The sequence below is a fragment of the Photobacterium sp. SKA34 genome (assembly GCF_000153325.1).
Classification (GTDB): Bacteria; Pseudomonadota; Gammaproteobacteria; order Enterobacterales; family Vibrionaceae; genus Photobacterium.
In genome coordinates, this window is record NZ_AAOU01000052.1 from 1 (window position 1) to 23,592 (window position 23,592).

Here is a 23,592-nt window from a genome sequence, read left to right on the forward strand (position 1 = left end):
GAGTATGCCAAGTAACTGGTAAGCGTCCTGTAACGGGTAACAACCGTTCACACGCACGTAATGCCACCAAGCGTCGTTTTCTGCCGAACCTGCAAACTCATCGTTTCTGGGTAGAAAGCGAAAAACGCTTCGTTAAACTACGCCTTTCTGCGAAAGGCATGCGTATCATCGATAAGAAAGGCATTGATGTCGTTCTTGGTGAAATGCGTGCTCGCGGCGAGAACGTTTAAGAGGATTTAAAGAATGGCTAAAGGCATTCGTGAGAAGATCCGTCTAGTATCATCTGCTGGTACAGGCCACTTCTACACTACCGACAAGAACAAGCGCAACATGCCAGGCAAATTTGAGATCAAGAAATTTGATCCAGTAGTTCGCCAGCACGTGCTTTACAAAGAAGCTAAAATCAAGTAATTGGTTTTATCAATCTTTGATAAAAACCCAGCCTAGCTGGGTTTTTTTATATCTATTACTTTTCTATCTAACATCACTGACTTCCTTTCTGTTACTACTTATTTGCCAATGGTGCAATGACTTCACCAGTGTTATCTTTATTCTCATTAAGATAAGACAGGAATGGATGAATGCGCTTAACTCGACGTGGCTGGAATAACATTATCATTATTGGGGTGCTGTGCTTTATTGCGATGATTAAATTGCCTGATTTACTTCGCGAACGATTTGCACCTAAAGAAGCGGTGACACAAACTGTTACCGAGCAAGTAAATAATATTCCCAATACTGTTTTTGTCCTCTCGCCAGATCTTTTGATTCAGCGGGTTGTTTTTCCACATTTTACGCTTAAGCAAAGTAATGGGCAGTGGCAAAGTTCGTCTAAGTTATCGATTTCAGCCAGTGAGTTAGTACAACGTTGGCAACATCTACAAGGCACTGTGGTGGATGAAGCAACTATATCAAAGCTGAGTTTACAGCTACCGCCTCCACATACGATAGAAGTTTGGGGGGAGCAACAAGTAGAACCTATTCGATTAACAGTTTATGCCTTGCCTAAATTTTGGTTGTTCAATAATGGTCAACAATGGGTTGCTGTGTCTGTTACTGCGGATTATCTGTTTCCGACATCTTTATCAAATAACTAATAAAAACGAGATTGAGTCATGCCTGAATTACCAGAAGTTGAAGTGAGCCGAATGGGGATCTCTCCTCATGTTATCGATCAAACGGTGAAACAAATTATTATCCGTAATCCTCGACTGCGTTGGCCTATTCCTGAAGCGATTAAAGCGATTGAAGGGCAAGTGATTCGTGGGGTGACACGTCGCGCTAAATACTTGCTGTTAGAAACGGATGTTGGCTATGCGATTGTGCATCTAGGGATGTCAGGCAGCTTACGCGTTTTACCTGTTGGAGCTCCTGTTGAGAAGCATGATCACGTTGATTTGGTGCTCACAAGTGGTGAAGTACTGCGTTATAACGATCCTAGGCGCTTTGGCGCGTGGTTATGGGAAGAAAAAGGGGTAACACACCCTGTGCTTGAAAAAATGGGTCCAGAGCCATTGAGCGACGAATTTAACGTGGAACATTTACATCAAAAAGCACAAGGGAAACGCACAGCGATAAAACAATTTATTATGGATAATCATGTGGTTGTTGGAGTGGGTAATATTTATGCTAATGAATCTTTGTTCGCTGCTGGCATTCACCCTAAACGTGCAGCGGGTAAAATCTCGCTAGCGCGGATGACTAAACTCGTCGAAGAGATTAAATCTGTTTTAGCATTCGCCATTAAACAGGGCGGTACAACATTGAAAGACTTTAAAAATGCAGACGGAAAACCGGGATATTTTGCGCAAGAGTTGCAGGTATATGGCAAGGCAGGTAAACCTTGCCCCAAATGCGGTAAGACTTTGAGTGAAGCAAAAATCGGTCAACGCGCGACGGTATTCTGCAGTGATTGTCAGAAATAGGTTCGGTAATAATTAACCTAGGCATCATAATTATTGAGTCGGTTAACTTGGGATTAACCTTTGTTGATTGATCTAAAATGGTATTATGCCCACAATATTTAGGTTGAGTAGCGCATAATGAAGCGTTATTGAGGATAGAAAAATGAAATATCTCATCACTGGTGTTTCTGGTTTTATTGGTAGCGCAATCACCGAACGTTTATGTGCTCAAGGCCATCAAGTCATTGGTATCGATAATCTTAATGATTACTACGATGTATCACTAAAACAAGCGCGTTTAGCTCGTATTGTTCATCCAAGTTTTACTTTTATCGAATTAGATTTAGCGGATCGTGAAGGTATTGCTAACTTATTTTCAGATCAACAATTTAACCGCGTTATCCACTTAGCAGCTCAAGCAGGTGTGCGTTACTCGATTGATAACCCCTTGGCCTATGCAGATAGTAATTTAGTTGGACATCTCACGATTTTAGAAGGTTGTCGCCACAATAAGGTTCAGCACCTGGTTTATGCTTCTTCAAGCTCAGTGTATGGCTTAAATCATAAGACACCATTTAATACGGCAGATAGCGTTGATCATCCCATTTCACTTTATGCTGCAACCAAAAAATCTAATGAGTTGATGGCACACACGTATTCGCATCTTTATGGTGTTCCGACTACTGGCCTACGTTTTTTTACCGTTTATGGTCCATGGGGACGTCCAGATATGGCATTGTTTAAGTTCACCAATGCAATCATGGAAGGTAAAGAGATCGATGTGTATAACCATGGTGATATGCGCCGTGATTTCACTTATATCGATGATATTGTTGAAGGTGTGATGCGTATTCAGGATGTGATCCCACAGCCTAATTCTGATTGGACGGTAGAAGCTGGCTCACCAGCAACCAGTTCTGCACCTTATCGTGTGTATAACATCGGTCACGGTAGTCCTGTAAAACTCATGGATTATATTGAAGCATTGGAAGAGGCATTGGGCATTGAAGCGAAGAAAAACTTCATGGACATGCAGCCAGGCGATGTTTACATGACGTACGCTGATACAGAAGATTTATTTAAAGCAACTGGCTATAAGCCTGAAGTGAAAGTCAAAGAAGGTGTAAAAGCTTTTGTCGATTGGTATCGAGAGTTTTATCAAAAGTAAGTTGGAAAAGGCCTAATATTAGGCCTTTAATCGTTAAATTACTTTTTTTTAGTCAGATGATAATGAAGCGTCATTCTAATGTTACGATATGAACGATAAATTTCTCTAAAAGATTTATAAATTAATGATACTTCAGATTTAGCTGATGTTGGTTGTATTGTACTTGTTTGATTATCATCATGTTCAATAGCATATGGTTGTATTCCTGTACATAATAAATTGGTTCTATAAGATTCACCTATAAAATTATCTACAGGGCATCGCCATTTTTTACTTTTGGCTATGAGTTTTTTAGCTCCAGCCGGGCTGATGCTATAACCAACAGTCCCGATTAGATTCTCTTTCCATAATACTATTTGTAAGTCACTCAATTGCTCAATTACTTTAAATTGCCCTTGCTGCCCTTGTAAGCGAAGATATTCGTATCCTTCATTATGAAGTTCTGGCAGTTTAGTGTGTATCTGTTTAAAAAAACTTGTTGGTATACAATCATCCTCTAAAATCACGATAGGTTGTTGTAATTCGATGCATTTTTGCCAAAGACGATAATGACTAGCATAACAACCTTTTTCGCCTGAAGATAAAGGGCGACTTCGAAAGTAAATTCTATGCTTATCATCAGGGCAATTAGCTAGATCTTGAGGAAGCCCTTTTCTGCCGTCAATTGCTGAAAAAAACTCAAAATCAATACCAATATCTTCCATTTTTTTAGAAATAAAAGGTCGTCTATCTGAAGATGACGGTAAATTGATGACGAATATTTTCATATATTATATCAATGACCTTAGTTTAGGTTTTCAGTCTAGTTACGTAAATTAACGTTGGATTCTACCAAAATAAATTTAAAACAGTAAGATAGATAATATTTATATTGTATAAAAATTACATAGACTAAAAAAATATCGCTATTCTTAATTGGATGAAGTTAACCCTAATTTAATGATTTTTAATGGGAAATATTTAGTCTTTGTTGTTGATTACTTTGATGGTAAAGTTTAGTAAAGGCACGTTTAACACCTTTATTAATGCCTATTTTACAAACTTTTCTAATAATGCTTCAGTAATCAGTGGATCAACAAACTGACTTACATCACCTTTGTGCAATGCAACTTCTTTAACTATGGTTGAAGAAATGAATGAATTTTCTTCTGCTGGAGTTAAGAAAACGGTTTCTAACTCAGGCATCAGGCGGCGATTCATATTGGCTAGCTGAAATTCATATTCAAAATCAGATACTGCACGTAGACCACGGACTAGAATGTTAGCGTTGTGCTCTTTAGCAAAATCAACCAGCAGCCCTGAAAAACCAACAATCTCTACATTATCCAAGTGTTTGGTAATTTTACCTGCTAGCTCTACGCGTTCATTAAGATCAAATAGCGGCTTTTTACTTGGGTTAAAAGCAACACCAACAATCACATGATCAAACATTGCTGCTGCACGCTCAATTAAGTCTAAATGACCGTTGGTAATTGGATCAAAAGTGCCAGGGTAAATTACTCGAGTTGTCATAATTGTCGTTACTTCTTGTGCTTTAGGTGAAGGCCTAAGTATTTATTTAGGACGTATTGGGCGTTTATACAAGCAATAATAAACCCATGCTTACCGTCTAGAAACCCAGCTTTAAGAATGTAAGTACGAATAAAGCTAAACATAGAATGGATAACAGCAGAGGCAATAGATGATTTTTTGCCTTTTAAAAATTTTTCTTCAGCCCAAAGCTCTGCATAATTTTGTTGTTTTCGCTGAAATTCAAATAAATCTTCAAAAGTGTAATGTTCTAAATTACCAGTTAGTTTTTCGACTTTTCCATTAGCAGGAATCACAATAGATTCATGTACTTTGACTTCATTATATTGGGTTTCATTGCGGCGATGTAAACGTGAGATCCAATCTGGATGCCAACCAGAGTGATGAATAAATTTACCAAATGCTGTGCTGAGTCTATTAACTTGATAAACCGTATTGATGTAATTGCTTGCGACAGCTTGTTGAATCGATTGACGTAGCTCTGGCGTTACTCGTTCGTCAGCATCAAGCCATAAAATATAATCGCTCTCAACATATTGTTGAGCACGTTGACGTTGCATGCCAAAACCAGGCCAATCATTACTGACAAAAAACTTGTCAGTATATTGGCGCGCAATGGCTTCTGTTGTATCGCTACTGCCAGAATCAAGGATAACGATTTCATCAACCCAATCTTTTACTGAGTCTAAACATGCCGCCAGATGCTTGGCTTCATTTTTTACAATCAGTGCAACAGCAAGGCTTGGTTTGGTGTTTTGCTGGTTCATTGTTTTCTCACTGTGATTGGATCAAAGTTAAGGAGTCGATGATGGTATCAAATTGCGTAATAACATCATCAACAGAAATCGCAGCCATAATATCACTGCCTTTCACGCGTGCTCCCCATGGAAGCTCTGAGACAGGTTTGCCATAATGCTTTTCTGCAAATTGTTGATACACACTGACGACATATTTTTGGCTAAGATAAGGGCCTGTGCGTGTTGGATTACTATGCCCGTACAAACCGAGCACTGGAGTGCCCTGTGTAGTTGCTAAATGGGCTGGACCTGAGTCAGGAGCGATAACAACAGTTGCGTATTTTAGCAACGCGGTTAATTGGATCAGGCTTGTTTTACCAATAAGGTTAGTAATAGGGTGATGACAATGTTGTATGATCTTCTCACCTAACGTTTGCTCTCGTTGCGTCGGTGAACCACATAGGATGACATTTAATCCTTTACTAACGGCATGTTCAGCAACGGCAGCATAGCGCTCTATAAGCCAGTTGCGTTCATCTTTACTAGCTGCAGGTGAGATGATCAATGTTGGTTTGTTAGTATATTGCTGAGCAAAGGCAATATCTTTACTTGATAATGGGATCTGCCAATCTGGAGTAGTAAAAGGTACGCCTATGTAGCGAGCAAACTCAGCAAAGTTATCAAGTACATGAGGAGCATTTGTTTGTGGCAGCTTTCTATTCGTAAATAGCCATTGTCCCTCTTTGGCTCTTTGACGTGAGAAACCGACTTTGTAGCGTGCTTTAATTCCTAAAGATAATAGGCTTGCGCGCAGTGCTACTTGCATGTCGAGTAAGGCATCAAACTTTTGACCTTTCAAAGTATTCCAAACTGCTTTGATCCCTAGCCAGCCAGCTTTCTTATCAAAACTTACCACCTTGATATTAGGCAGTGTGCCCACAAGCTGAGCTTCTGTTTTACCCACTACCCATGTAATACTAGTTTCTGGCCAATGTCTTTGGATAGCTTGTACTACAGCGATCGCATGACACACATCACCAATAGCTGATAGCCGTAAAATACAGATAGATTGAGGCGCAGTGGTAAACAAAGCCATAGTGGTACCTAATAAAAAGTGGTTAGCGAATTATGCAGTTAGCGCTGGTAATTGTAAAATAAACAAAAACAAACAGGAGAAAGACAACAGTGCAGACAATTAGCCATGAACAAAAAATGATATGGTTTGATGACAATTATTTAACTGTCGATCCGCATTGTTGCTTAGATATCGATTTTTGGCGTCAACAAAATGCAATTGTCGGCTCGGCGCAAGGACGGGGCACGACTTGGTTTGTTGCTGGCGATAAAATGGAAATGGCATTGCGTCATTATCGTCGTGGTGGCTTATTTGGTAAGTTGGTGAGTGACAGTTATTGGTTTACTGGTTGGGATAAGACCCGTAGTTATGCTGAATTGATGCTGCTAAAAGTCTTACGAGAAGGCGGGGTAAATGTTCCTCGTCCTGTGGCCGCAAAAGCGGAAAAGAAAGGCTGTGTTTATCGCGCAGATATTTTGGTTGAGAAAATCCCTAATAGCCGTGATCTCGTTGCGTTACTTATCAAGTCATCTCTGCCAAGTTCGATTTGGCGTCAAATTGGCATTATGATCCGTAAGATGCATGATCTGCAGGTTTGCCACACAGACTTAAATGCCCACAACATCTTGCTTGATATGGATCAGCAAGTTTGGTTGATTGATTTTGATAAGTGCTATCAGCAACAGGGTGAAAGTTGGAAAAAGGATAACTTAGCCCGTTTAGAGCGCTCATTTATCAAAGAAGTGAAGAAGCGAAATATTCAATGGCAGGCTCAAGACTGGCAAGTGTTATACGATGGCTATCAACAAGGTTAGGGATGAAGTAGCGATGAGTGTGGGTTCTCATCGCTATAAATTTAATGTAGATAGTCAGTTATATTATCAATGGTGCGTTGCACTGCGCCTTGATTTTGCTCTACCACTTTTTTAGCGTTCTCTCCCATCACATGCTGACGTTCTGAGTTATCAAACAACTCAATTACTTGCTTTGCTAGCTCAGTACTGTCTTGACAAATTTCTATCGCGTCAGCTTGAAGTAGTTGTTCTGTAATATCGATAAAGTTGTAGTAGCTAGGGCCTGTGATAGCAGGTTTTCCTACTGCTGCAGGTTCGAGTAAGTTATGCCCACCGACTTTATCACCGATCAAACTTCCCCCGACAAACGCGACATCACTACTAGCAAGAAGCAATAGCATCTCACCCATGGTATCGGCTAAATATACTTGGGTTTGTGGTGTAAATTCAGCGTTATTAGTACGGCGATGAATGGACAATTGAAATTGCTCTTTTGCCAACACTTCAACATCATTGAAGCGTTCAGGATGACGAGGAACGATGATGAGTAATGCATTTTCGTTGTACTGTAATATCGCCTTAAAAGCTGTAAAGACCTGCTCATCTTCACCTTTGTGAGTACTCGCAGCAATGAATACAAGGCGATCTTGACCCAGTTGTGAACGTAATTGTGTTGCATGTTCAAAGACCGTTGGCGCAATAGTAAGATCGTATTTAATCGAGCCTGTTACTGTAACCTTCTCTTTGGTCGCTCCAATATCGATAAAACGTTGAGCATCGTCTTGATGAAGACAAAGAATGCTATCGACATTATTGAGTAGTGGTTTGGTAAAAAACGCTGCCGATTGATAACGTTGAGCAGAGCGTTCTGATAAGCGAGCATTAGCTATTATTATTGGAATCTGCTGTTTTTTAACAGTTGCTAGCGTATTGAGCCAGAGTTCTTTTTCAACAATTAACATCAGTTTAGGTTGCACCGCTTTTAGAAAGCCTCGTACACACCAAGCAAAATCAATCGGCATGTAGCGGTGTTCAACCAAATCACCTAGCTTTGCTATTTGCTCTGCGCCTGTACTTGTTGTTGTCGTAATCACGATAGCTTGTGCTGGATATTGTTCTTTCAGCGTTTTGATCAGTGGCGTGATAGCAATAGATTCTCCAACTGATGCGGCATGGATCCAAATAGGTTTCTTACCATTAACGACAGGCGTAAAACCAAAATGTTCTTTCCAACGCTCGCCAAAACGAGGTTTCCCCGGCTTTTGCTTGTATAGCCCAAACAGAAGTAACGGGGAAGCCAGAGTAAGCAGCAAAGTATAAACGATTCTAAGTAACATATTCACTTACGCTTGTTGTAACTTATTGATCGCATTAACTACTAAATCAGGTGTCAGCTCTGTTAAACACTTCAAATGACCTAGTGGACACTCGCGCTTAAAGCATGGGCGACAACTGATATCGGTATTTAATACTTCGACATGCTCAGCTAGCGGTGGGGTATAACCCGGTGATGTTGAACCGTATAACGCTACGATATTACAGCCAACGGCGGCTGAAATATGCATCAGACCAGAGTCATTGCTAACAACTGTTTTACAGGTTGCAAGTAAATCAATTGCCTCGATTAAAGACGTACTACCAGCAAGATTTTGGCAATGTGTTTGCATTTCCTGCGGCAGGCTGGCTTTGATTTTATCAGTCACTTCACGATCTTTTGCTGAGCCGAATAACCATACTTGGTTACCTTGCTCTATCAGCGTTGCGGCAGCTTTTGCAAAATGTTGCTCTGGCCAACGTTTTGCTGGACCAAATTCAGCGCCTGGACATAAGCCAATCACTGTTCTTTCTCGGTTTAAACCGAACTTAGTTAGTGCTTCATTTTGAGCTATGGCGTCGATGGCGAGCTTTGGATGCGGCATATCTGTTAAAGAGCCTGAGCCTGTCATTGCTGTTGCCGGATGGGCGAGTGCAATATAGCGTTCAATCATCAAGTTGAATGATTTTTTGTTATTGCGCAAATCATTGAGTAAACCGTAACGCATCTCACCTTTCCAACCAGTACGAACAGGGATCTTAGCAAACAAGGGTACTAAGGCTGATTTAGCTGAATTGGGTAATACGTACGCATGATCATAGTTGTCATCGCGAAGAATTTTACCTAATTGATAGCGAGCAAAAAGATTGAGATCGCCATGACCAAGAGGCATTTCAATCGCTTGATTTACCTCAGGCATGCGTTCTAGCACGGGCTTACACCAACCGGGTGCCATCACATCAATGATAGCGTTTGGGTGAAGCTTTTTAAGCTCGGTATAAAGACATTGCGACATCACCATATCGCCAACCCATGATGGGCCAATAATTAATATTTTCACATTACAACCGTTGGTTTATACGCTTTGAAAGAAGTTCAGCTGCTGCTTTGTTGTTTCTTGGATTGAAAAATGCGCTTTTAATCGTTGTTGTGCATTCTGCCCCATTTCAACGCGTATTGTTTTAGATTCTGCTAATTGTTTAATTTTATCAGCTAATGCTAGAGGATTATTGGTTTCAACAACAAAACCGGTTTTACCTTCTTCTACCAGCTCTTTACTGCCGCCAGTGGTTGTGACAACAGAAGGTTTTGCCATTGCCATCGCTTCGATAATTGTTTTGGGTAGACCTTCACCGCTAATAGAAGGCTGCACTTGGATATCGGATGTCGCCATGATTTCAGGTACATCAGAGCGATAACCTAAAAAGTGAATACGATTCTGCATGCAGTTATTTGCTGCTAGTTGATTGTTTTCTTCCGTATCCATATCACGACCAACGAGCACCAGATGCAGATTGTCGATATCAGCTAATTGCTTAGCCGCATCAAGCAGAACATGAACGCCTTTGGATTTACGCGCATTGGCAACACAGGTAACAATAATATCATCATCGGTTAAACCTAGTTGCTCACGTGGCAGAGCATCTGCTTGATACCAAGCTAAGTCATGGCCTTTATAAATGGTTTGAACTTTTTCTGGTGCTAACTTAACAACACCTCGCACCGAGTCTGTAACTGCTTCTGCGACACAAGAGATCCCATTCACGCGAGGATGAAGATGCGTTAAATACGATGATGGGTCATGACGATAAATACCGCCAACAGTGCCTCGGTAGCTGATAAGTTTTGTATCAGGAAAACCAATACAAGCAAACGCAGCGTTAGGGATAGTTTTAGAATTAAGCGCATACACCACATCATAATGGTGTTGGCGCAGTTCTTGGCGAATTGTTTTTATTGTTTTGAAGCAAACTTTACGACTTGGGTAGCAATCGATAACCGTTATTCCTGCTTCATGAAAACGCTCGACATAAGGTGCATCACCTTGGGTGATAATAGTGACTTCGTGACCTTGTTTGACCATCTCGATACACATTTCGGCTTCTGGCCTAACGCTGTTCCAAGCATCTAAATAAGAGCTTAATACGAGTACTCTCATGATTGTTTCTCTCTCATTGAAATGCTTGTCGCTAGAAGAATGACAGTCATTAGTGAATAGAAAATTATTCCTGAATTATGACGGAACATAGCTTGAGACAAGCAGTAACCTATCATCATGATCACACTGATAGCACCACACTGGTTGATCATTTTTTGTTGAGGTGAGTTTGCAATACGATGGTTTACGATAAAGATACCAAGAGGAATAATAAAAATAGCAAGCAGTGCTGTTAGTCCAATAACACCACGGACAGATAAATCTTCTAAAAATTGATTATGGGAGTGTGAATCTAAAAAGTTTTTAATCACTTGTGAATTCACAAGGCCTTCATGTGCCCATTTTTCTCTTAGTACTTCTCTAACTTGATAACCAGCACCAATAATAGGGTGTTGCTCTGTGGTATAAATAGCACTTTTCCAAAGTTCAAATCGAACGCCTAATGACGAGTTTTCATCATGGCCTTTTTGATATTGGATGACTTGATTCATTGCTGAATTTAAACGTGTTGTAATTTCTTTGTTTTGGCTAAGTGAAAAAACGGCTGTACCAAGAACAAGAATACTAACTAAAGCTATTTTCTTCGTGATTAATCGACGATTACTGAAAGCTAAATAAACGACAGCGAGAGGTAAAAATACCCAGCCTCCACGAGCTCCAGAAAGAAAACTTGCATAAATACCTAGAAATGCAGCAATTAAGCTAAATGTAAATCGCCACCATGATTTTTGAATCAGATAATTGATACTTATCGTGAGGCTGATTAAACCTAATGTCATCGCCATATTGCCAGATTGAATAGGCATATAGCCTTTCAATGATGGGTGAATGTTTTTTAAAACATCACTAAATGCTCGACCAGTCTTAAAATCATAAATATGAATCATTGCAACAATACCAGTAATGATTGAGCCAATAATAAAACCTGAAGTCAGAATATTAATTTTCGGTGGATAGAGCAGAAGTAATAGAAATATAGGCAGTACTAACACTATACGACTAGGCATATCGATTTCAGAAAAACTAACGCCGTAATAAAGTGTTGAGGCTAAATAAGTGAGAAAGTAAATACCAAAGCTACCTAATACCCATTTTACCTGTTTTGTATAGTTAATAGTGTTGAATTGCCAACAAAAACCAAGTGCAGCTACTAATAATAAAATTGGTGGTAAGTTATAACCTTTACCGTAAGCAAGGCATAAAATAGGAAAGCTTGCGACGAGCAAGCTTATGATTATTTCACGATTTAAAAAGCGAGGAAGAGTCATTTTATTTCTTCACCTGATAAGGATTATCATCACTATTAGGACGTGTTTTTAATAAACGTAGAATCCACATATATTGCTCTGGACGTTCACTCACGTATTGCTCAATACATTCATTCATCATGCGGGCATCTTGCTCTTCAGTTTCACTCGGGAAAGGCAGAGCAGGGTAAAAATCTAACTCATATTTACCTGATTCACTGTTATACATCGCAAAAAGCGGTACGATCTTTGCGCGACTTAATTTAGACAGTCGGCCAAGACCTGACATTGTTGCTTTGGTGGTACCAAAGAAATCGACAAAAACACTGTGTTCAGGACCAAGATCCTCATCGGGTAAGTAGTACCCCAAGTACCCTTCGCGAATTGATTTAATAAACGGTTTAATACCGCCGCTGCGTTCATAAACACGGCCGCCATATTGCACACGTTGACGGTGCATCAACCAGTCTGATACTGGGTTTTTCTGCTTTTTCGCCATTGCAGAAACTGGTAAACCGCGTGATGCAAGCAGTACCGCCGGAATATCAATCGCCCAAGTGTGAGGAACTAACAAAATTACGCTTTGCTGCTGATCGGTGAGAGTGGTGAGGTTCTCCATCCCGCGGATCACGGTATTATCTTCTAACCAAAATTTGCTACGTACACTTAACGATGCAAACCCCAGCAAGAATGTACCTGCAGTGGTGATACTTTGCAGAAGAATATCTTCACGTTCAGCATCGGTTTTGTCAGGAAAGCACATCTGTAAGTTTACGCGCGCACGACGATTTGATTTGCTATTTAGCTTGATGGCTTTTTTAGCAAAGGTACTCGCAATTGCACGGCGTGCTTTATGGGGCAGTAAGCAAAATAGAGAAGCGAGCATAACAGCAAGCCATGTCCCCCAATATTTAGGCGCTAGAAAAGCCCATTCAAATTGTGGGTTATAAGCTTGTTTATCGTAATGGTTATCAATCATATCGTTATTATTTGTTTAGGATTTTCATGTATTCTGCAACGCCTTCAGCAACAGATTTAAACGTTTCTGTATAGCCAGCAGCGCGCACTTTAGTAAGATCTGCTTGAGTGTAAGTTTGGTAACGACCTTTTAGGTGTTCAGGGAAAGGTACTGACTCAACTTCACCTTTTCCATGATATTTAACGACAGCATCAGCTACTGCTTGGAAAGATTCAGCATTGCCTGTACCACAGTTAAAAATACCCGAAACGCTATTTGCTAAGAACCATAGGTTCATTTTGCATACATCGCCAACATAAACAAAATCACGTTTAAAGGTTTCAGAGCCTTCAAACAATTTTGGGTTGCCACCTTCGTTAATTTGAGTGTTTAGGTGAAAGGCGACAGAGGCCATACTGCCTTTGTGTTGCTCACGTGGGCCGTACACATTGAAATAACGGAAGCCAGTAATTTGCGATAGTTTCTCACCGTGTGCTTCTGCATCTTGCCAAATACGGCGAACATAGTTATCAAATTGTTGTTTTGAATAACCATAAACGTTCAGTGCACCTTCGTATGGTTTTTCTTCGATGAAGTCATGATCGCGGCCACCATAAGTTGCAGCAGATGAAGCGTAAAGGAAGGGGATTTGGCGCTCTAAACAGTAATGCAATAGCTCTTTTGAGTACTCATAGTTATTGAGCATCATGTATTTACCGTCCCACTCAGTGGTTGCTGAGCAAGCACCTTCATGGAAAATAGCTTCAATGGTTCCGAACTCATCTCCCGCCATAATTTGCGTGATGAAGTCTTCTTTGTCCATGTAATCGGCAATGTCTAAATCGACAAGGTTGGCGAATTTAGTCCCGTCTTTGAGGTTATCCACCACTAAAATGTCGTTACAACCTTGCTCGTTAAGGGCTTTTACGATGTTGCTGCCGATCATGCCGGCGCCGCCAGTAACAATTATCATGGGAGAAAATCCTTCATTGATGAAATAACAACTTGTAGCTATGGCGCTACAGAGCAAAAAAAACGTTAACTTATGATACATTATATGTAGAAGAAGGGCGAAGGAAGTCAATCAAATGAAAACCCGAGACAGAATTATTCATGCTGCTTTAGCGTTATTTAATGATCGTGGAGAGCCAAATGTAACGACGAACCATATCGCCGCCGATCTAGCGATCAGTCCGGGTAATCTTTATTATCATTTCAGAAATAAAGAACAGATCATCCACAGTATTTTTGATTTATATGCCACTGACTTACAAGTGAGCTTTCAACCGCGCAGTGAAGCTGAAACGACGGAAAGTCTGTTGAGTTACCTTGATGCCGTATTTTTGCTGATGTGGCGCTATCGTTTTTTCTACGCAAATTTGCCTGATATCTTACGTCGTGATCCTGAATTACAGCTTAAATACCTTGAAGCACAGGCGAAACTTCGCAGTAATATTGCGATATTGATGCAAAGCTTAAAAGATGGTGGGTTGGTTGATATCTATGATGAAGATTTGAAAACGTTGGCTGAGACTTTATTGATGGTGGCATCTAGTTGGATTAGTTATCAAACAACACAAGTCGCTGGTGCCAAAATAACCCCGACGATTATCTATAAAGGTGTTATTCAGATACTTAATATTGTAAGGCCGCTGGCAACACCGTTAGGCTGCGAACGTGTAGAAGCATTGAAACAGTATTACGAGCAACAAGAGCAGCAAGCGAAACGCTAAGAATCCGTTGCGAAAAGAAGCGATATTAAAAAAGGTTGGGATAATAACTATCACCAACCTTTTTTATTTTTAGTACTAAAAGTGGAGCTTAATCAAGCCAAGGTTTAGGATCTATTGGCTGCCCTTTACGGCGGATCTCAAAATAGAGTCCGGACTGAGTTTGGCCACCACTGTCACCGACTAAAGCAATTGGCTCTCCAGCTTGTACCTTATCACCGACTTTTTTCAGTAGTGTTTGGTTATAGCCATAGAAACTCATGTCACCTTTACCGTGATCAATACCAATCATCAAACCATAGCCACGTAGCCAGTCTGCAAAAATAATACGACCGGAATAAATCGCTTTTACTTGGCTACCCATTGGCTTGCTAAATACCATGCCTTTCCAACGTAATTGCCCTTGCTGGTGCGAGCCATAGTTATGCAAAATAGCCCCTTTCACAGGCCAGTACAATTTTCCTTTATGACGAGCAAGGCCGTCCATTGGCACGCGAGCGTTCTGGTTTGCATATTGCCTGTCAATCTCACGTGCTTCTGCCTCTGCTGCAGCACGTGCTTTGGCTTCTTTTGCCGCTTTTATGCGTGCTTGAGCTGCCGCTTTTTCACGGGCAATTCTTGCCGCTTCTTCACGGGCTCTTCTTTCCGCTTCAGCTTTCGCTTTGGCAATTGCGGCCAGCATTTGTTTTTCGTTGGCTTGCAGTTCAGCTAGATCTTCACTGCTGCTATCGATTTGGCTTTTTATGCTAGATAGTGTTTTTTGACGTGATTGCTGCTGTTGATCGAGTGTTTGTTTTTGCTGTTCAAGAGCGTTGAGTGCTTGTTGCTGCTCCGATTTTTGCTCTTTGAGCTGGTGCACTTTCATTTGAATTTCAGTTTGCGTGGCATCGAGTGCATCAATGGCTTCGACACGTGCTTTACTGATGTACTCAGCATAGGTTGTCATTCGATCAAGGCGTGTTGAATCTTCTCCACTTAATAAACTGGCGATATCACTGTCTTGGCCTTGGCGAAATTGGGCATTTAAGAGAGAAGCAACAACTGCTTTTTGTTGTTTCTGTTTTTGTTCCAGTTCTGTTTGTTCTGTATTTAACTTATCAATAGCACGTTTAATGGTTGCTAATTGATTGTTTGTAGCATGAATATCATTCGCAGCTTTGGCAATGTTCAGTTCGTGTCGTTTTAGATCTTGTTGCAAGCTGTTGTATTTCTTTTGCTTGCTTGCCAGTTGATTTTTTTGACGTGAGATTTCCTGTTTTACGCCATCGAGCTGGTTTTGACTGGACGCTGCACATGGAACGGCAAATGTCATGCATAAAAGAACGCCAGTGCATAATGCACTGGCGCGGATTTTTTGGTTTAGATGTTTTCTAATTATATCTCGCATGGAGATAATTATTTCAGATTGTATAGCACCTGACCAGACATCTCTGCAGGGATTTCCATATCTGTTAGTGAAAGCATCGTTGGCGCAAGATCTGACAGCTTACCACCTGACTTAAGATCTAAGTCTTTGCTACCTACGTAAATAAGTGGCACAGGTAGATTAGTGTGTGCTGTGTGGATGCCGCCAGTTGAAGGGTCAACCATCATTTCAGCATTACCGTGGTCGGCAGTGATCAGCAACTGACCATCCATTTCTTTAATCGCTGCAACAACTTTACCAAGGCAAGTATCTAGTGCTTCACATGCTTTCACTGCTGCGTCATACACACCAGTATGACCAACCATATCACCGTTAGGGTAGTTACAGATGATCATATCGAACTCACCACCTTTGATTGCAGCAACAAGCTTATCTGTTAGCTCAGGTGCACTCATTTCAGGTTGAAGATCGTAAGTCGCCACTTTTGGTGAAGCAACAAGTTGACGTGATTCACCATCGAACTCGTCTTCTTTACCACCATTGAAGAAGAAGGTTACGTGTGCGTATTTTTCTGTTTCAGAAATGCGTAGCTGTTTTTTGCCTTTCTTCGATAGCCATTCACCCAATGTATTATCTAGGCTTGCTGGTTTAAACGCGGTTGTAAGGGCAATATCTGCCGCATATTGCGTAAGCATTACAAAGTCAGATAATTGTGGGCGTTGTGTGCGTTCAAAACCTGTAAAGCCAGGCTCAAATGCACGTGTGATTTCACGCGCACGGTCAGCACGGTAGTTCATGAAAATAACGCTATCGCCGTCTTCCATGATTGCGGCTTCTTGGCCTTCAGCACGTACTTCTGTTGCTTTTACAAATTCGTCATTTTCATTGCGCTCGTAAGCGGCAGCTAGACCGTCAACGGCATTAGCGACTGTGAACTCAGCTTTAGCGGCAGAGATAAGATCGTAAGCTTTTTCAACGCGATCCCAGTTATTATCACGATCCATTGCGTAGTAACGACCAATCAGTGATGCTGTACGTCCTTTGCCTAGTTGAGCAAATAGTTCGTTAAAACGGACAAGAGAGTTTTTTGCGCTACGTGGTGGCGTATCACGGCCATCTAAGAATGCGTGCAAGTATATTTTCTCTGCACCACGTTTTGCTGCCATTTCAATTGCAGAAGCAATATGATCTTCATGGCTGTGAACACCGCCAGGAGAAAGAAGACCCATAATATGAACGGCTTTTCCTGCGTTAACCGCTTTGTCGATAGCCGTTACAAGTGCTTCATTTTCGAAAAATTCACCATCGCTGATCGCTTTAGTAATACGAGTAAGATCTTGGTATACCACACGGCCTGCACCGATATTAGTATGACCTACTTCAGAGTTACCCATTTGACCGTCAGGTAGACCAACATCAATACCAGAAGCTGAAATTAGTGTGTTAGGATTTTGAGCAAGTAGCTCATCCATTACTGGCGTTTGAGCGTTAGCAATTGCGTTATCCGCATTGTCTTCGCGGTAGCCCCAACCATCTAAAATAACAAGTGCAAGTGGTTTCTTCGCAGACATATTCTGTCCCTCTTCGAATAAATAAAAATCTATATCAATTACCTTAACTGCTTAATATAAAAGCATTTTTAAAGTAATTGTAATATCCATTAATATGATTTTACTACAGAAAGTATTGAAAGCAGTAGGAGAAGTTCAAACTTACTGTCGAGCGTATTGTGACCTATTGACAAAATATATGCATTTATTGTCTTGAGTGTAAGCCCTAGATCACAGTTTTCTCTATTTCATTAATAGGTAAGTGTGAGATTCGCTTTTATACTGGGGATGCGCATAACTTATTAATACCAACAAGTGAGTTAATGCGCGGAATGAATACCCGTTGCTGTACATGATAGTTAACAACGGTATACTCAAAACCTTTAAAAATCCCGTTAATCTTGGCTGCCATTTAGCCATGAAACAGAGCGAAGCAAATGCAACAATATATTGAATTTTTAACCAGTAACCCTATTTTATCTCTAGTTTGGATCGGTTTAGTTGTCGCTATCATCGGTTCGATGATCAAAGAGAAAACTGCAACCTATAAAACAATTGGTATTAACGACGCGACAGTATTAGTCAATCGTGAAGAAGGAGTGTTTGTTGATATTCGCTCTCGTGACGAATACCGTAAAGGTCATATTGCTGGCTCACTTCACGCTTTACCAAGCCAAATTAAAGAACAAAACATTACAGAGCTTGAAAAACATAAAACAGCCCCAATCATTGTCGTATGTAAGACAGGTCAAACCGCTCAAACAACGGCAAATGATTTGAGTAAAGCGGGTTTTACCAATGTTAATGTACTAAAAGATGGTCTGATTGCTTGGAACGAAGCAAACCTACCGCTAGTAAAAAGCAAAGGTAAAAAATAACGCATTGTTTGATGTGCGGTACGCATAGTCATACCGCTGTCTATTTATTCAATACAGCCTGTGGTTAGCACTGTGCTGGCGTATTAAGTCTCGTAATAGCGAGCATCAAAAAGGACTCAGGAAATGGCTGAAGCAGCAAATACAGAAGCACAACAAAACTTTCAAATTCAACGTGTATTCCTAAAAGACGTTTCTTTTGAAGCGCCTAATTCACCGGATATGTTCCAAAAAGAATGGAACCCAGATGTGAAATTGGATCTTGATACTCAAAGCCGTGAACTAGCTGAAGGTGTGTATGAAGTTGTACTTCGTCTGACTGTTACAGTTAAGAATGAAGAAGAGAACGCATTCCTTTGTGAAGTTCAGCAGGGCGGTATCTTCTCTGTTGCAGGTATGGAAGCACCACAGCTAGCACATTGCCTAGGTGCATTTTGCCCGAACATCCTATTCCCATACGCACGTGAAACAATTTCAAGCTTAGTAGTTAAGGGTACATTCCCACAATTGAACCTAGCACCAGTAAACTTTGATGCATTGTTCATGAACTACTTACAAAACCAAGCAGAAGCAAACGCTGAAGCTTAATAAACAAAGTAACAATTATGACTAAGAACGCAAATAATACGATTTCAATGGCAGTATTAGGCGCTGGCTCTTACGGCACAGCACTTGCTATTGCGTTATCCAGAAATGGTGCCAATGTTATTTTATGGGGCCATGACCCAGAACATATTGCACAATTGGAAATTGATCGTGCCAATGAAGCGTTTCTTCCTAGTGTACGCTTTCCTGAATCGTTAATTGTAACGTCAAACTTACAAGATGCTGTTGAAGGTAGCCGCGATTTACTTGTTGTTGTACCAAGTCATGTATTTGGTCAAGTATTATCACAAGTAAAACCTTTCTTACGCTCAGATTCACGTGTCTGTTGGGCGACCAAAGGGTTAGAACCAGAAACTGGACGTCTGTTAAAAGATGTCGCAGTAGATGCTTTAGGTAGTGATATTCCACTTGCAGTATTATCAGGCCCTACCTTTGCTCAAGAACTGGCAGCGGGTTTACCGACGGCTATTTCTGTTGCATCACCGGATGCGGAATTTGTTGCTGATCTTCAAGAAAAAATTCATTGTGATAAAACGTTTAGAGTTTATAGCAATAATGATTTCACGGGGATGCAATTAGGCGGCGCTGTAAAAAATGTGATTGCAATAGGTGCGGGTATGTCTGACGGTATTGGCTTTGGTGCCAATGCACGTACAGCGTTGATCACCCGTGGTCTTGCTGAAATGTGCCGTCTTGGCGCGGCATTAGGTGCACAGCCTGAAACCTTTATGGGTATGGCAGGGTTGGGTGATTTAGTACTAACATGTACCGATAACCAATCCCGTAACCGTCGTTTTGGTTTAGCGTTAGGCGCAGGTAAAAGTGTAGAGCAAGCACAACAGGAAATTGGTCAAATTGTTGAAGGTTATCGTAATACCAAAGAAGTTTGGCAATTGGCGAAGCGTTATGGTGTTGAGATGCCGATCTCTGAGCAAATTTATCAAGTACTTTATCAAGGTAAAGATGCTCGTGAGGCTGCTAAAGAATTACTCGCACGCGAGAAAAAATATGAATAACAGTAAGATATAAAGGTAACAACCTTATTATCTTCTGTTTCAACAACGCGAGCCTTGGCTCGCGTTGTTTTTTTTTGCAATCAGGTTAAAGTAATACCTGACTAATTAAGTATAGTTATAAGAAGAATAGATAATTAAGCAGAGGATGACGTGAAGCAATGTCAACAACACCAGCTTTGGCCAGCGATCAAGCAGGAAGCACGAGAGCAGTCAGAGCATGAGCAAATGCTCGCGAGCTTTTATCATGCCACGATTATTAAGCATGATGACCTTGCTGCTGCATTGAGTTATATACTTGCAAATAAATTGGCAACACCATCGATGCCAGCGATGGCTGTTCGTGAGGTCATCGAAGAAGCGTATGCTAGCGATTGTTCGATAGTTGAATCGGCAGCACGTGATATTTGTGCTGTTGTTGAACGTGATCCTGCTATTAATATGTATTCTATTCCATTACTTTATCTCAAAGGTTGTCACGCTCTTCAAGGATATCGCGTAGCTAACTGGTTATGGAAACAAGATCGAAAAGCCTTAGCGGTTTATCTACAAAACCAAATCTCTGTAGCTTGCCAAGTCGATGTGCATCCAGCGGCAAAAATTGGTCAAGGGATCATGTTTGATCACGCGACGGGTATTGTGATTGGTGAAACCGCAGTCATTGAAAATGATGTCTCAATCCTTCAGGACGTCACATTAGGTGGTACGGGGAAAGAGAGCGGCGATCGTCATCCAAAGATCCGTGAAGGGGTGATGATAGGTGCTGGCGCTAAAGTGTTAGGCAATATCGAAGTTGGTGAAGGGGCGAAAATTGGCTCTTGTTCGGTGGTGTTAAATCATGTGCCTCCCCATACAACTGTTGCCGGTATTCCTGCTAAAGTTGTTGGGCGACCAAATTCAGATAAACCATCGATGGATATGGATCAGCAATTTAATGGTAACTCGCAAACGTTTATTGAAGGTGATGGTATTTAGTCATCGTTTATGTTCAATAAGAACATATTGAATGTGAAAGAAAAGGCGATCATTGATCGCCTTTTCTGTTTTATACTGCGCCGTTAAAATCCATTTGTCGCCATGCTTCAAACGCAATAATCGCAACTGCATTGGAAAGGTTTAAGCTGCGGCTATCGGGTTGCATTGGAATACGCAAGCGTTGCTCTAGGGGCTGGCTGGCAATAAATTCAGCCGGTAGGCCACGAGTTTCTGGGCCAAAAAGTAACACATCACCTTGTTCAAATTTCGCGTTAGTATGGAAATTGGTGGTTTTGGTGGTGCAGGCAAAAATACGACGGCCCTCCATTGCTTGCATGAAGGCTGTAAAGTCTTTATGGCGATGGACATGCGCTAAATCATGATAATCCAATCCAGCACGGCGCACTTTCTTTTCATCAAGATCAAACCCTAAAGGCTCAATTAGGTGCAGGTTCGCGCCACAGTTCGCACTGAGGCGAATAATGTTACCGGTATTGGGAGCAATTTCAGGTTCATATAACGCAATATCAAACATAATTTATCGCTTTATTAGCAGCTAAAGATAACGCATTGTGACAAGGTCAGTATAAACAAGCAAATAGCCGGAGCATAAAGATTACTCCCACCAAAAATATATTTTTTCAGCTTTGTATATTGATCTGGAGGACTTTAAGCCGATAAATGATCAATATGGTCATGCAGCTGGAGATAGAGTATTACAGCATCTAGCTTTAATGATACGTAAAGTATTCGGCTCAAAAGCGTTGTTGTTACATCAAGTGTATTTCTTTAATGCCGTTAGCGAGCCAGTGGTAGAGTGATAGTAACATTCAATCCGCCAAGCGAACTGTTATTCGCTTGAATTGTTCCTCTATGCTGTCGAATCGCGCTTTCTGTAATGGCTAAACCAAGCCCTGTGCCTCCGCTGTCACGATCTCGTGCGGTGGATACGCGGTAAAAGGGCCGGAATATATCATCCAATTCCGCCTCAGGCACACCATCACCATTGTCATCAATAGTGATAGTGAGCAGGTGCTGCTGAACCGTAAACTGTATTTCAATGATGTCATTTCCGTATTTGATTGCGTTACGTATCACGTTCTCTAGTGCGCTGATCAACAGGTTAGGGTTGCCATTAATCGGCCAATCTTGCAGTGTGTTATAACGTAAAGTTTTATGGCATTGTTCGGCTTCAAAACGAGCATCTTCAAGCATCTCATACCATAACGTTTGGCTATCAAGCCTTTCATTTTGTTGATGGCTGTTGACTTGCATCCTAGATAATTCAAGTAATTCGCCAATCATGTTTTCTAATCGTTCAGCCTCCGTATCAACTCGTGTTAGCTCAAGGCTTTCCCCTTGTTTGCGTTGAGCTAATGCAGTAGCCATTCGTAAGCGAGTAAGTGGTGAGCGTAACTCGTGAGAAATATCTGACAGTAAACGTTGCTGTCCACTGATCATAGTATTTAACGCCCCCACCATTTGATTAAAGCTTGCGCCAGCTTGTTTAAATTCTCGAGGGCCCGTTTCTAAATTTGGATCAGCGGTAAACTCACCTTGTGCGACACGCTCTGCGGCTTGTTGTAAACGCCTTGCTGGGCGTGTGACCGCCCAAGCGAGCCAGAGTAAAAAGGGGGTACTGACTAGCATTGTCACGAGTAGGAGCTTAAACGGTTTATCCAAAATTTGGATGATAAAAGGGGAAGGCCCACGCCACACTTGGCCGCTATACATATAAATATGACCATTTGGCGTATTGATCATAAAGGGGCCAGCCATCATCCAGCGACCATATAAGCGTTGCTTAGGGGCACTTGGGTTATCCGCAATAGTAATAAAGTTACGCAGTGCTTTAGTGTGTTTTTGTGGTGAGATAATGTCGCCATTAAGGGTCGTAAAATAAATCTGGATATCGTGATTATTTTTACGTTTTGTTAAGCGTTTGAGTTTTTGTTCTAGCTGCAGTTTTTTAACGGTTTCGTTTCGTGGAGTGTTGAGTTTTTGGTTAATATTTTCGGCAGTATATTCTAGGCGTTTAAGGTGAGGCTCGGGGATCGCCTGCCCGGTTCTAGGGTCGAGTTGAAATAACAAAACGATTGTCACGACGACAACAAAAAGGGTAAACCAGAAAATAGCAAAAATACGGCCATAAAGGCTAGTGAGCCCCGGAAATTTCATTATGCTTCCTCAACTAATAAGTAACCTTTACCACGCAAGGTTTTAATCCTTGGCTTACCATCTAAGCGCTCCGGCAACTTTTTACGAATATTGGATACATGCATATCAATGGCGCGATCAAACCGAGCTAAACGCTTACCGAGTACATCTAAGCTCAAAGATTCTTTGGCAATAATTTGGCCTGGACGCTGAATAAAATAGCTTAATAAAGCGAGCTCTGTACCGGTCATTTCGACAGGGATCTCCTGACAAACCACCTCTTGTCGTCCGGGATAAATCATAATGTCTTGATAGGTGAGTAGATCTGATTTTTCAGGGTTTTTTTCGGTAGTGGCTTGGGTTCGGCGCAATACTGCGCGTATACGAGCTAACAACTCCCGGTCGCTAAAGGGTTTAGGCAGGTAATCATCAGC

General features: G+C 41.2%; 26 protein-coding genes and 1 pseudogene. 12 read left to right on the forward strand and 15 right to left on the reverse strand.

The window, feature by feature from the left end; all coding sequences use genetic code 11:
• The 5 genes from rpmB to SKA34_RS01015 form a co-directional block, all read left to right on the forward strand.
• Window positions 1-230: 50S ribosomal protein L28 (gene rpmB, locus SKA34_RS00995; protein WP_006643629.1), on the forward strand; the 230-nt coding region annotated here is incomplete at its 5' end.
• A gap of 13 nt (window positions 231-243) precedes the next feature.
• Complete coding sequence (gene rpmG / locus SKA34_RS01000; RefSeq protein ID WP_005371942.1) at window positions 244-411, forward strand: 50S ribosomal protein L33; 168 nt, start codon at window positions 244-246, stop codon at window positions 409-411.
• Window positions 412-581: 170 nt separating this feature from the next.
• Window positions 582-1,097: a hypothetical protein gene (locus tag SKA34_RS01005; RefSeq protein ID WP_006643630.1), complete on the forward strand. Its 516-nt coding sequence runs from the start codon at window positions 582-584 to the stop codon at window positions 1,095-1,097.
• An 18-nt stretch (window positions 1,098-1,115) separates the two neighbouring features.
• The gene (mutM, locus tag SKA34_RS01010) at window positions 1,116-1,925 is read left to right on the forward strand and encodes a bifunctional DNA-formamidopyrimidine glycosylase/DNA-(apurinic or apyrimidinic site) lyase (RefSeq protein ID WP_006643631.1); all 810 of its coding nucleotides are present in this window, start codon (window positions 1,116-1,118) and stop codon (window positions 1,923-1,925) included.
• A 142-nt stretch (window positions 1,926-2,067) separates the two neighbouring features.
• Entirely contained in the window at window positions 2,068-3,072 is a 1,005-nt protein-coding gene (locus SKA34_RS01015) for an NAD-dependent epimerase (RefSeq protein WP_006643632.1), read from the forward strand.
• A gap of 38 nt (window positions 3,073-3,110) precedes the next feature.
• On the opposite strand, the gene SKA34_RS01020 is transcribed toward SKA34_RS01015, so the two are convergent.
• The 4 genes from SKA34_RS01020 to SKA34_RS01035 form a co-directional block, all read right to left on the reverse strand.
• Entirely contained in the window at window positions 3,111-3,839 is a 729-nt protein-coding gene (locus tag SKA34_RS01020) for a glycosyltransferase family 25 protein (RefSeq protein WP_006643633.1), read from the reverse strand.
• A 262-nt stretch (window positions 3,840-4,101) separates the two neighbouring features.
• On the reverse strand, window positions 4,102-4,584 hold the full coding sequence (coaD, locus tag SKA34_RS01025) for a pantetheine-phosphate adenylyltransferase (protein ID WP_006643634.1): 483 nt from the start codon (window positions 4,582-4,584) through the stop codon (window positions 4,102-4,104).
• 8 nt (window positions 4,585-4,592) lie between these two features.
• Window positions 4,593-5,369 (reverse strand): glycosyltransferase family 2 protein, encoded by a 777-nt coding sequence (locus tag SKA34_RS01030; protein ID WP_006643635.1) that lies wholly within the window; start codon window positions 5,367-5,369, stop codon window positions 4,593-4,595.
• Window positions 5,370-5,376: 7 nt separating this feature from the next.
• A complete protein-coding gene (locus SKA34_RS01035) occupies window positions 5,377-6,435 on the reverse strand; it encodes a glycosyltransferase family 9 protein (RefSeq protein WP_006643636.1) in 1,059 nt (352 codons plus the stop codon).
• An 89-nt stretch (window positions 6,436-6,524) separates the two neighbouring features.
• Between SKA34_RS01035 and SKA34_RS01040 the strand changes: the two genes are divergently transcribed.
• Complete coding sequence (locus SKA34_RS01040; RefSeq protein ID WP_006643637.1) at window positions 6,525-7,229, forward strand: 3-deoxy-D-manno-octulosonic acid kinase; 705 nt, start codon at window positions 6,525-6,527, stop codon at window positions 7,227-7,229.
• Window positions 7,230-7,270: 41 nt separating this feature from the next.
• Here the strand turns inward: SKA34_RS01040 and waaA are convergent, their stop codons facing one another.
• Genes waaA through rfaD form a run of 6 tightly spaced genes read right to left on the reverse strand, consistent with a single transcriptional unit; the run spans window position 7,271 to window position 13,859 of the window.
• Window positions 7,271-8,545: a lipid IV(A) 3-deoxy-D-manno-octulosonic acid transferase gene (gene waaA / locus SKA34_RS01045; RefSeq protein WP_006643638.1), complete on the reverse strand. Its 1,275-nt coding sequence runs from the start codon at window positions 8,543-8,545 to the stop codon at window positions 7,271-7,273.
• A 6-nt stretch (window positions 8,546-8,551) separates the two neighbouring features.
• Window positions 8,552-9,583, reverse strand: a complete 1,032-nt coding sequence (waaF, locus tag SKA34_RS01050; RefSeq protein ID WP_006643639.1) for a lipopolysaccharide heptosyltransferase II — start codon at window positions 9,581-9,583, stop codon at window positions 8,552-8,554.
• 15 nt (window positions 9,584-9,598) lie between these two features.
• Entirely contained in the window at window positions 9,599-10,681 is a 1,083-nt protein-coding gene (locus tag SKA34_RS01055; protein ID WP_006643640.1) for a glycosyltransferase family 4 protein, read from the reverse strand.
• Window positions 10,678-11,949 (reverse strand): O-antigen ligase, encoded by a 1,272-nt coding sequence (locus tag SKA34_RS01060; protein ID WP_006643641.1) that lies wholly within the window; start codon window positions 11,947-11,949, stop codon window positions 10,678-10,680. The genes SKA34_RS01055 and SKA34_RS01060 overlap by 4 nt, the downstream gene beginning before the upstream one ends.
• Before the next feature lies 1 nt (window position 11,950).
• Entirely contained in the window at window positions 11,951-12,907 is a 957-nt protein-coding gene (gene lpxM / locus SKA34_RS01065; RefSeq protein ID WP_006643642.1) for a lauroyl-Kdo(2)-lipid IV(A) myristoyltransferase, read from the reverse strand.
• 7 nt (window positions 12,908-12,914) lie between these two features.
• Window positions 12,915-13,859 (reverse strand): ADP-glyceromanno-heptose 6-epimerase, encoded by a 945-nt coding sequence (rfaD, locus tag SKA34_RS01070; protein WP_006643643.1) that lies wholly within the window; start codon window positions 13,857-13,859, stop codon window positions 12,915-12,917.
• 115 nt (window positions 13,860-13,974) lie between these two features.
• On the opposite strand from rfaD, the gene SKA34_RS01075 reads away from it, so the two are divergent.
• Window positions 13,975-14,619, forward strand: coding sequence for a TetR/AcrR family transcriptional regulator (locus tag SKA34_RS01075; RefSeq protein WP_006643644.1), 645 nt, complete (start codon window positions 13,975-13,977; stop codon window positions 14,617-14,619).
• A gap of 88 nt (window positions 14,620-14,707) precedes the next feature.
• Here SKA34_RS01075 and envC read toward each other — a convergent pair whose 3' ends face one another.
• Both envC and gpmM read right to left on the reverse strand, forming a co-directional pair.
• On the reverse strand, window positions 14,708-16,003 hold the full coding sequence (envC, locus tag SKA34_RS01080; protein WP_039859508.1) for a murein hydrolase activator EnvC: 1,296 nt from the start codon (window positions 16,001-16,003) through the stop codon (window positions 14,708-14,710).
• A gap of 8 nt (window positions 16,004-16,011) precedes the next feature.
• Window positions 16,012-17,553 carry a 2,3-bisphosphoglycerate-independent phosphoglycerate mutase gene (gene gpmM / locus SKA34_RS01085; protein WP_006643646.1) on the reverse strand — a complete coding sequence of 514 codons (1,542 nt, stop codon included), beginning with the start codon at window positions 17,551-17,553 and terminating at the stop codon, window positions 16,012-16,014.
• Between the two features lie 416 nt (window positions 17,554-17,969).
• Between gpmM and SKA34_RS01090 the strand changes: the two genes are divergently transcribed.
• From SKA34_RS01090 to cysE, 4 genes are all read left to right on the forward strand, one after another.
• Complete coding sequence (locus tag SKA34_RS01090; protein WP_006643647.1) at window positions 17,970-18,410, forward strand: rhodanese-like domain-containing protein; 441 nt, start codon at window positions 17,970-17,972, stop codon at window positions 18,408-18,410.
• A 123-nt stretch (window positions 18,411-18,533) separates the two neighbouring features.
• On the forward strand, window positions 18,534-18,995 hold the full coding sequence (secB, locus tag SKA34_RS01095; protein ID WP_006643648.1) for a protein-export chaperone SecB: 462 nt from the start codon (window positions 18,534-18,536) through the stop codon (window positions 18,993-18,995).
• A 17-nt stretch (window positions 18,996-19,012) separates the two neighbouring features.
• Window positions 19,013-20,029 carry an NAD(P)H-dependent glycerol-3-phosphate dehydrogenase gene (gene gpsA / locus SKA34_RS01100; RefSeq protein WP_006643649.1) on the forward strand — a complete coding sequence of 339 codons (1,017 nt, stop codon included), beginning with the start codon at window positions 19,013-19,015 and terminating at the stop codon, window positions 20,027-20,029.
• A gap of 150 nt (window positions 20,030-20,179) precedes the next feature.
• On the forward strand, window positions 20,180-21,001 hold the full coding sequence (gene cysE, locus SKA34_RS01105) for a serine O-acetyltransferase (RefSeq protein WP_006643650.1): 822 nt from the start codon (window positions 20,180-20,182) through the stop codon (window positions 20,999-21,001).
• Between the two features lie 70 nt (window positions 21,002-21,071).
• On the opposite strand, the gene SKA34_RS01110 is transcribed toward cysE, so the two are convergent.
• Window positions 21,072-21,536: a tRNA (cytidine(34)-2'-O)-methyltransferase gene (locus SKA34_RS01110; RefSeq protein ID WP_006643651.1), complete on the reverse strand. Its 465-nt coding sequence runs from the start codon at window positions 21,534-21,536 to the stop codon at window positions 21,072-21,074.
• Window positions 21,537-21,621: 85 nt separating this feature from the next.
• Here SKA34_RS01110 and SKA34_RS23765 point away from each other — a divergent pair.
• Window positions 21,622-21,822 (forward strand): annotated as a pseudogene (locus SKA34_RS23765) (diguanylate cyclase domain-containing protein); the annotation flags it as partial.
• Here the strand turns inward: SKA34_RS23765 and cpxA are convergent.
• Both cpxA and SKA34_RS01120 read right to left on the reverse strand, forming a co-directional pair.
• A complete protein-coding gene (gene cpxA, locus SKA34_RS01115; RefSeq protein ID WP_006643652.1) occupies window positions 21,800-23,179 on the reverse strand; it encodes an envelope stress sensor histidine kinase CpxA in 1,380 nt (459 codons plus the stop codon). The pseudogene SKA34_RS23765 and the gene cpxA sit on opposite strands and share 23 nt — an antisense overlap.
• A partial coding sequence (locus tag SKA34_RS01120; RefSeq protein WP_006643653.1) for a winged helix-turn-helix domain-containing protein occupies window positions 23,179-23,592 on the reverse strand: 414 nt, incomplete at its 5' end. The genes SKA34_RS01120 and cpxA, both read right to left, overlap by 1 nt.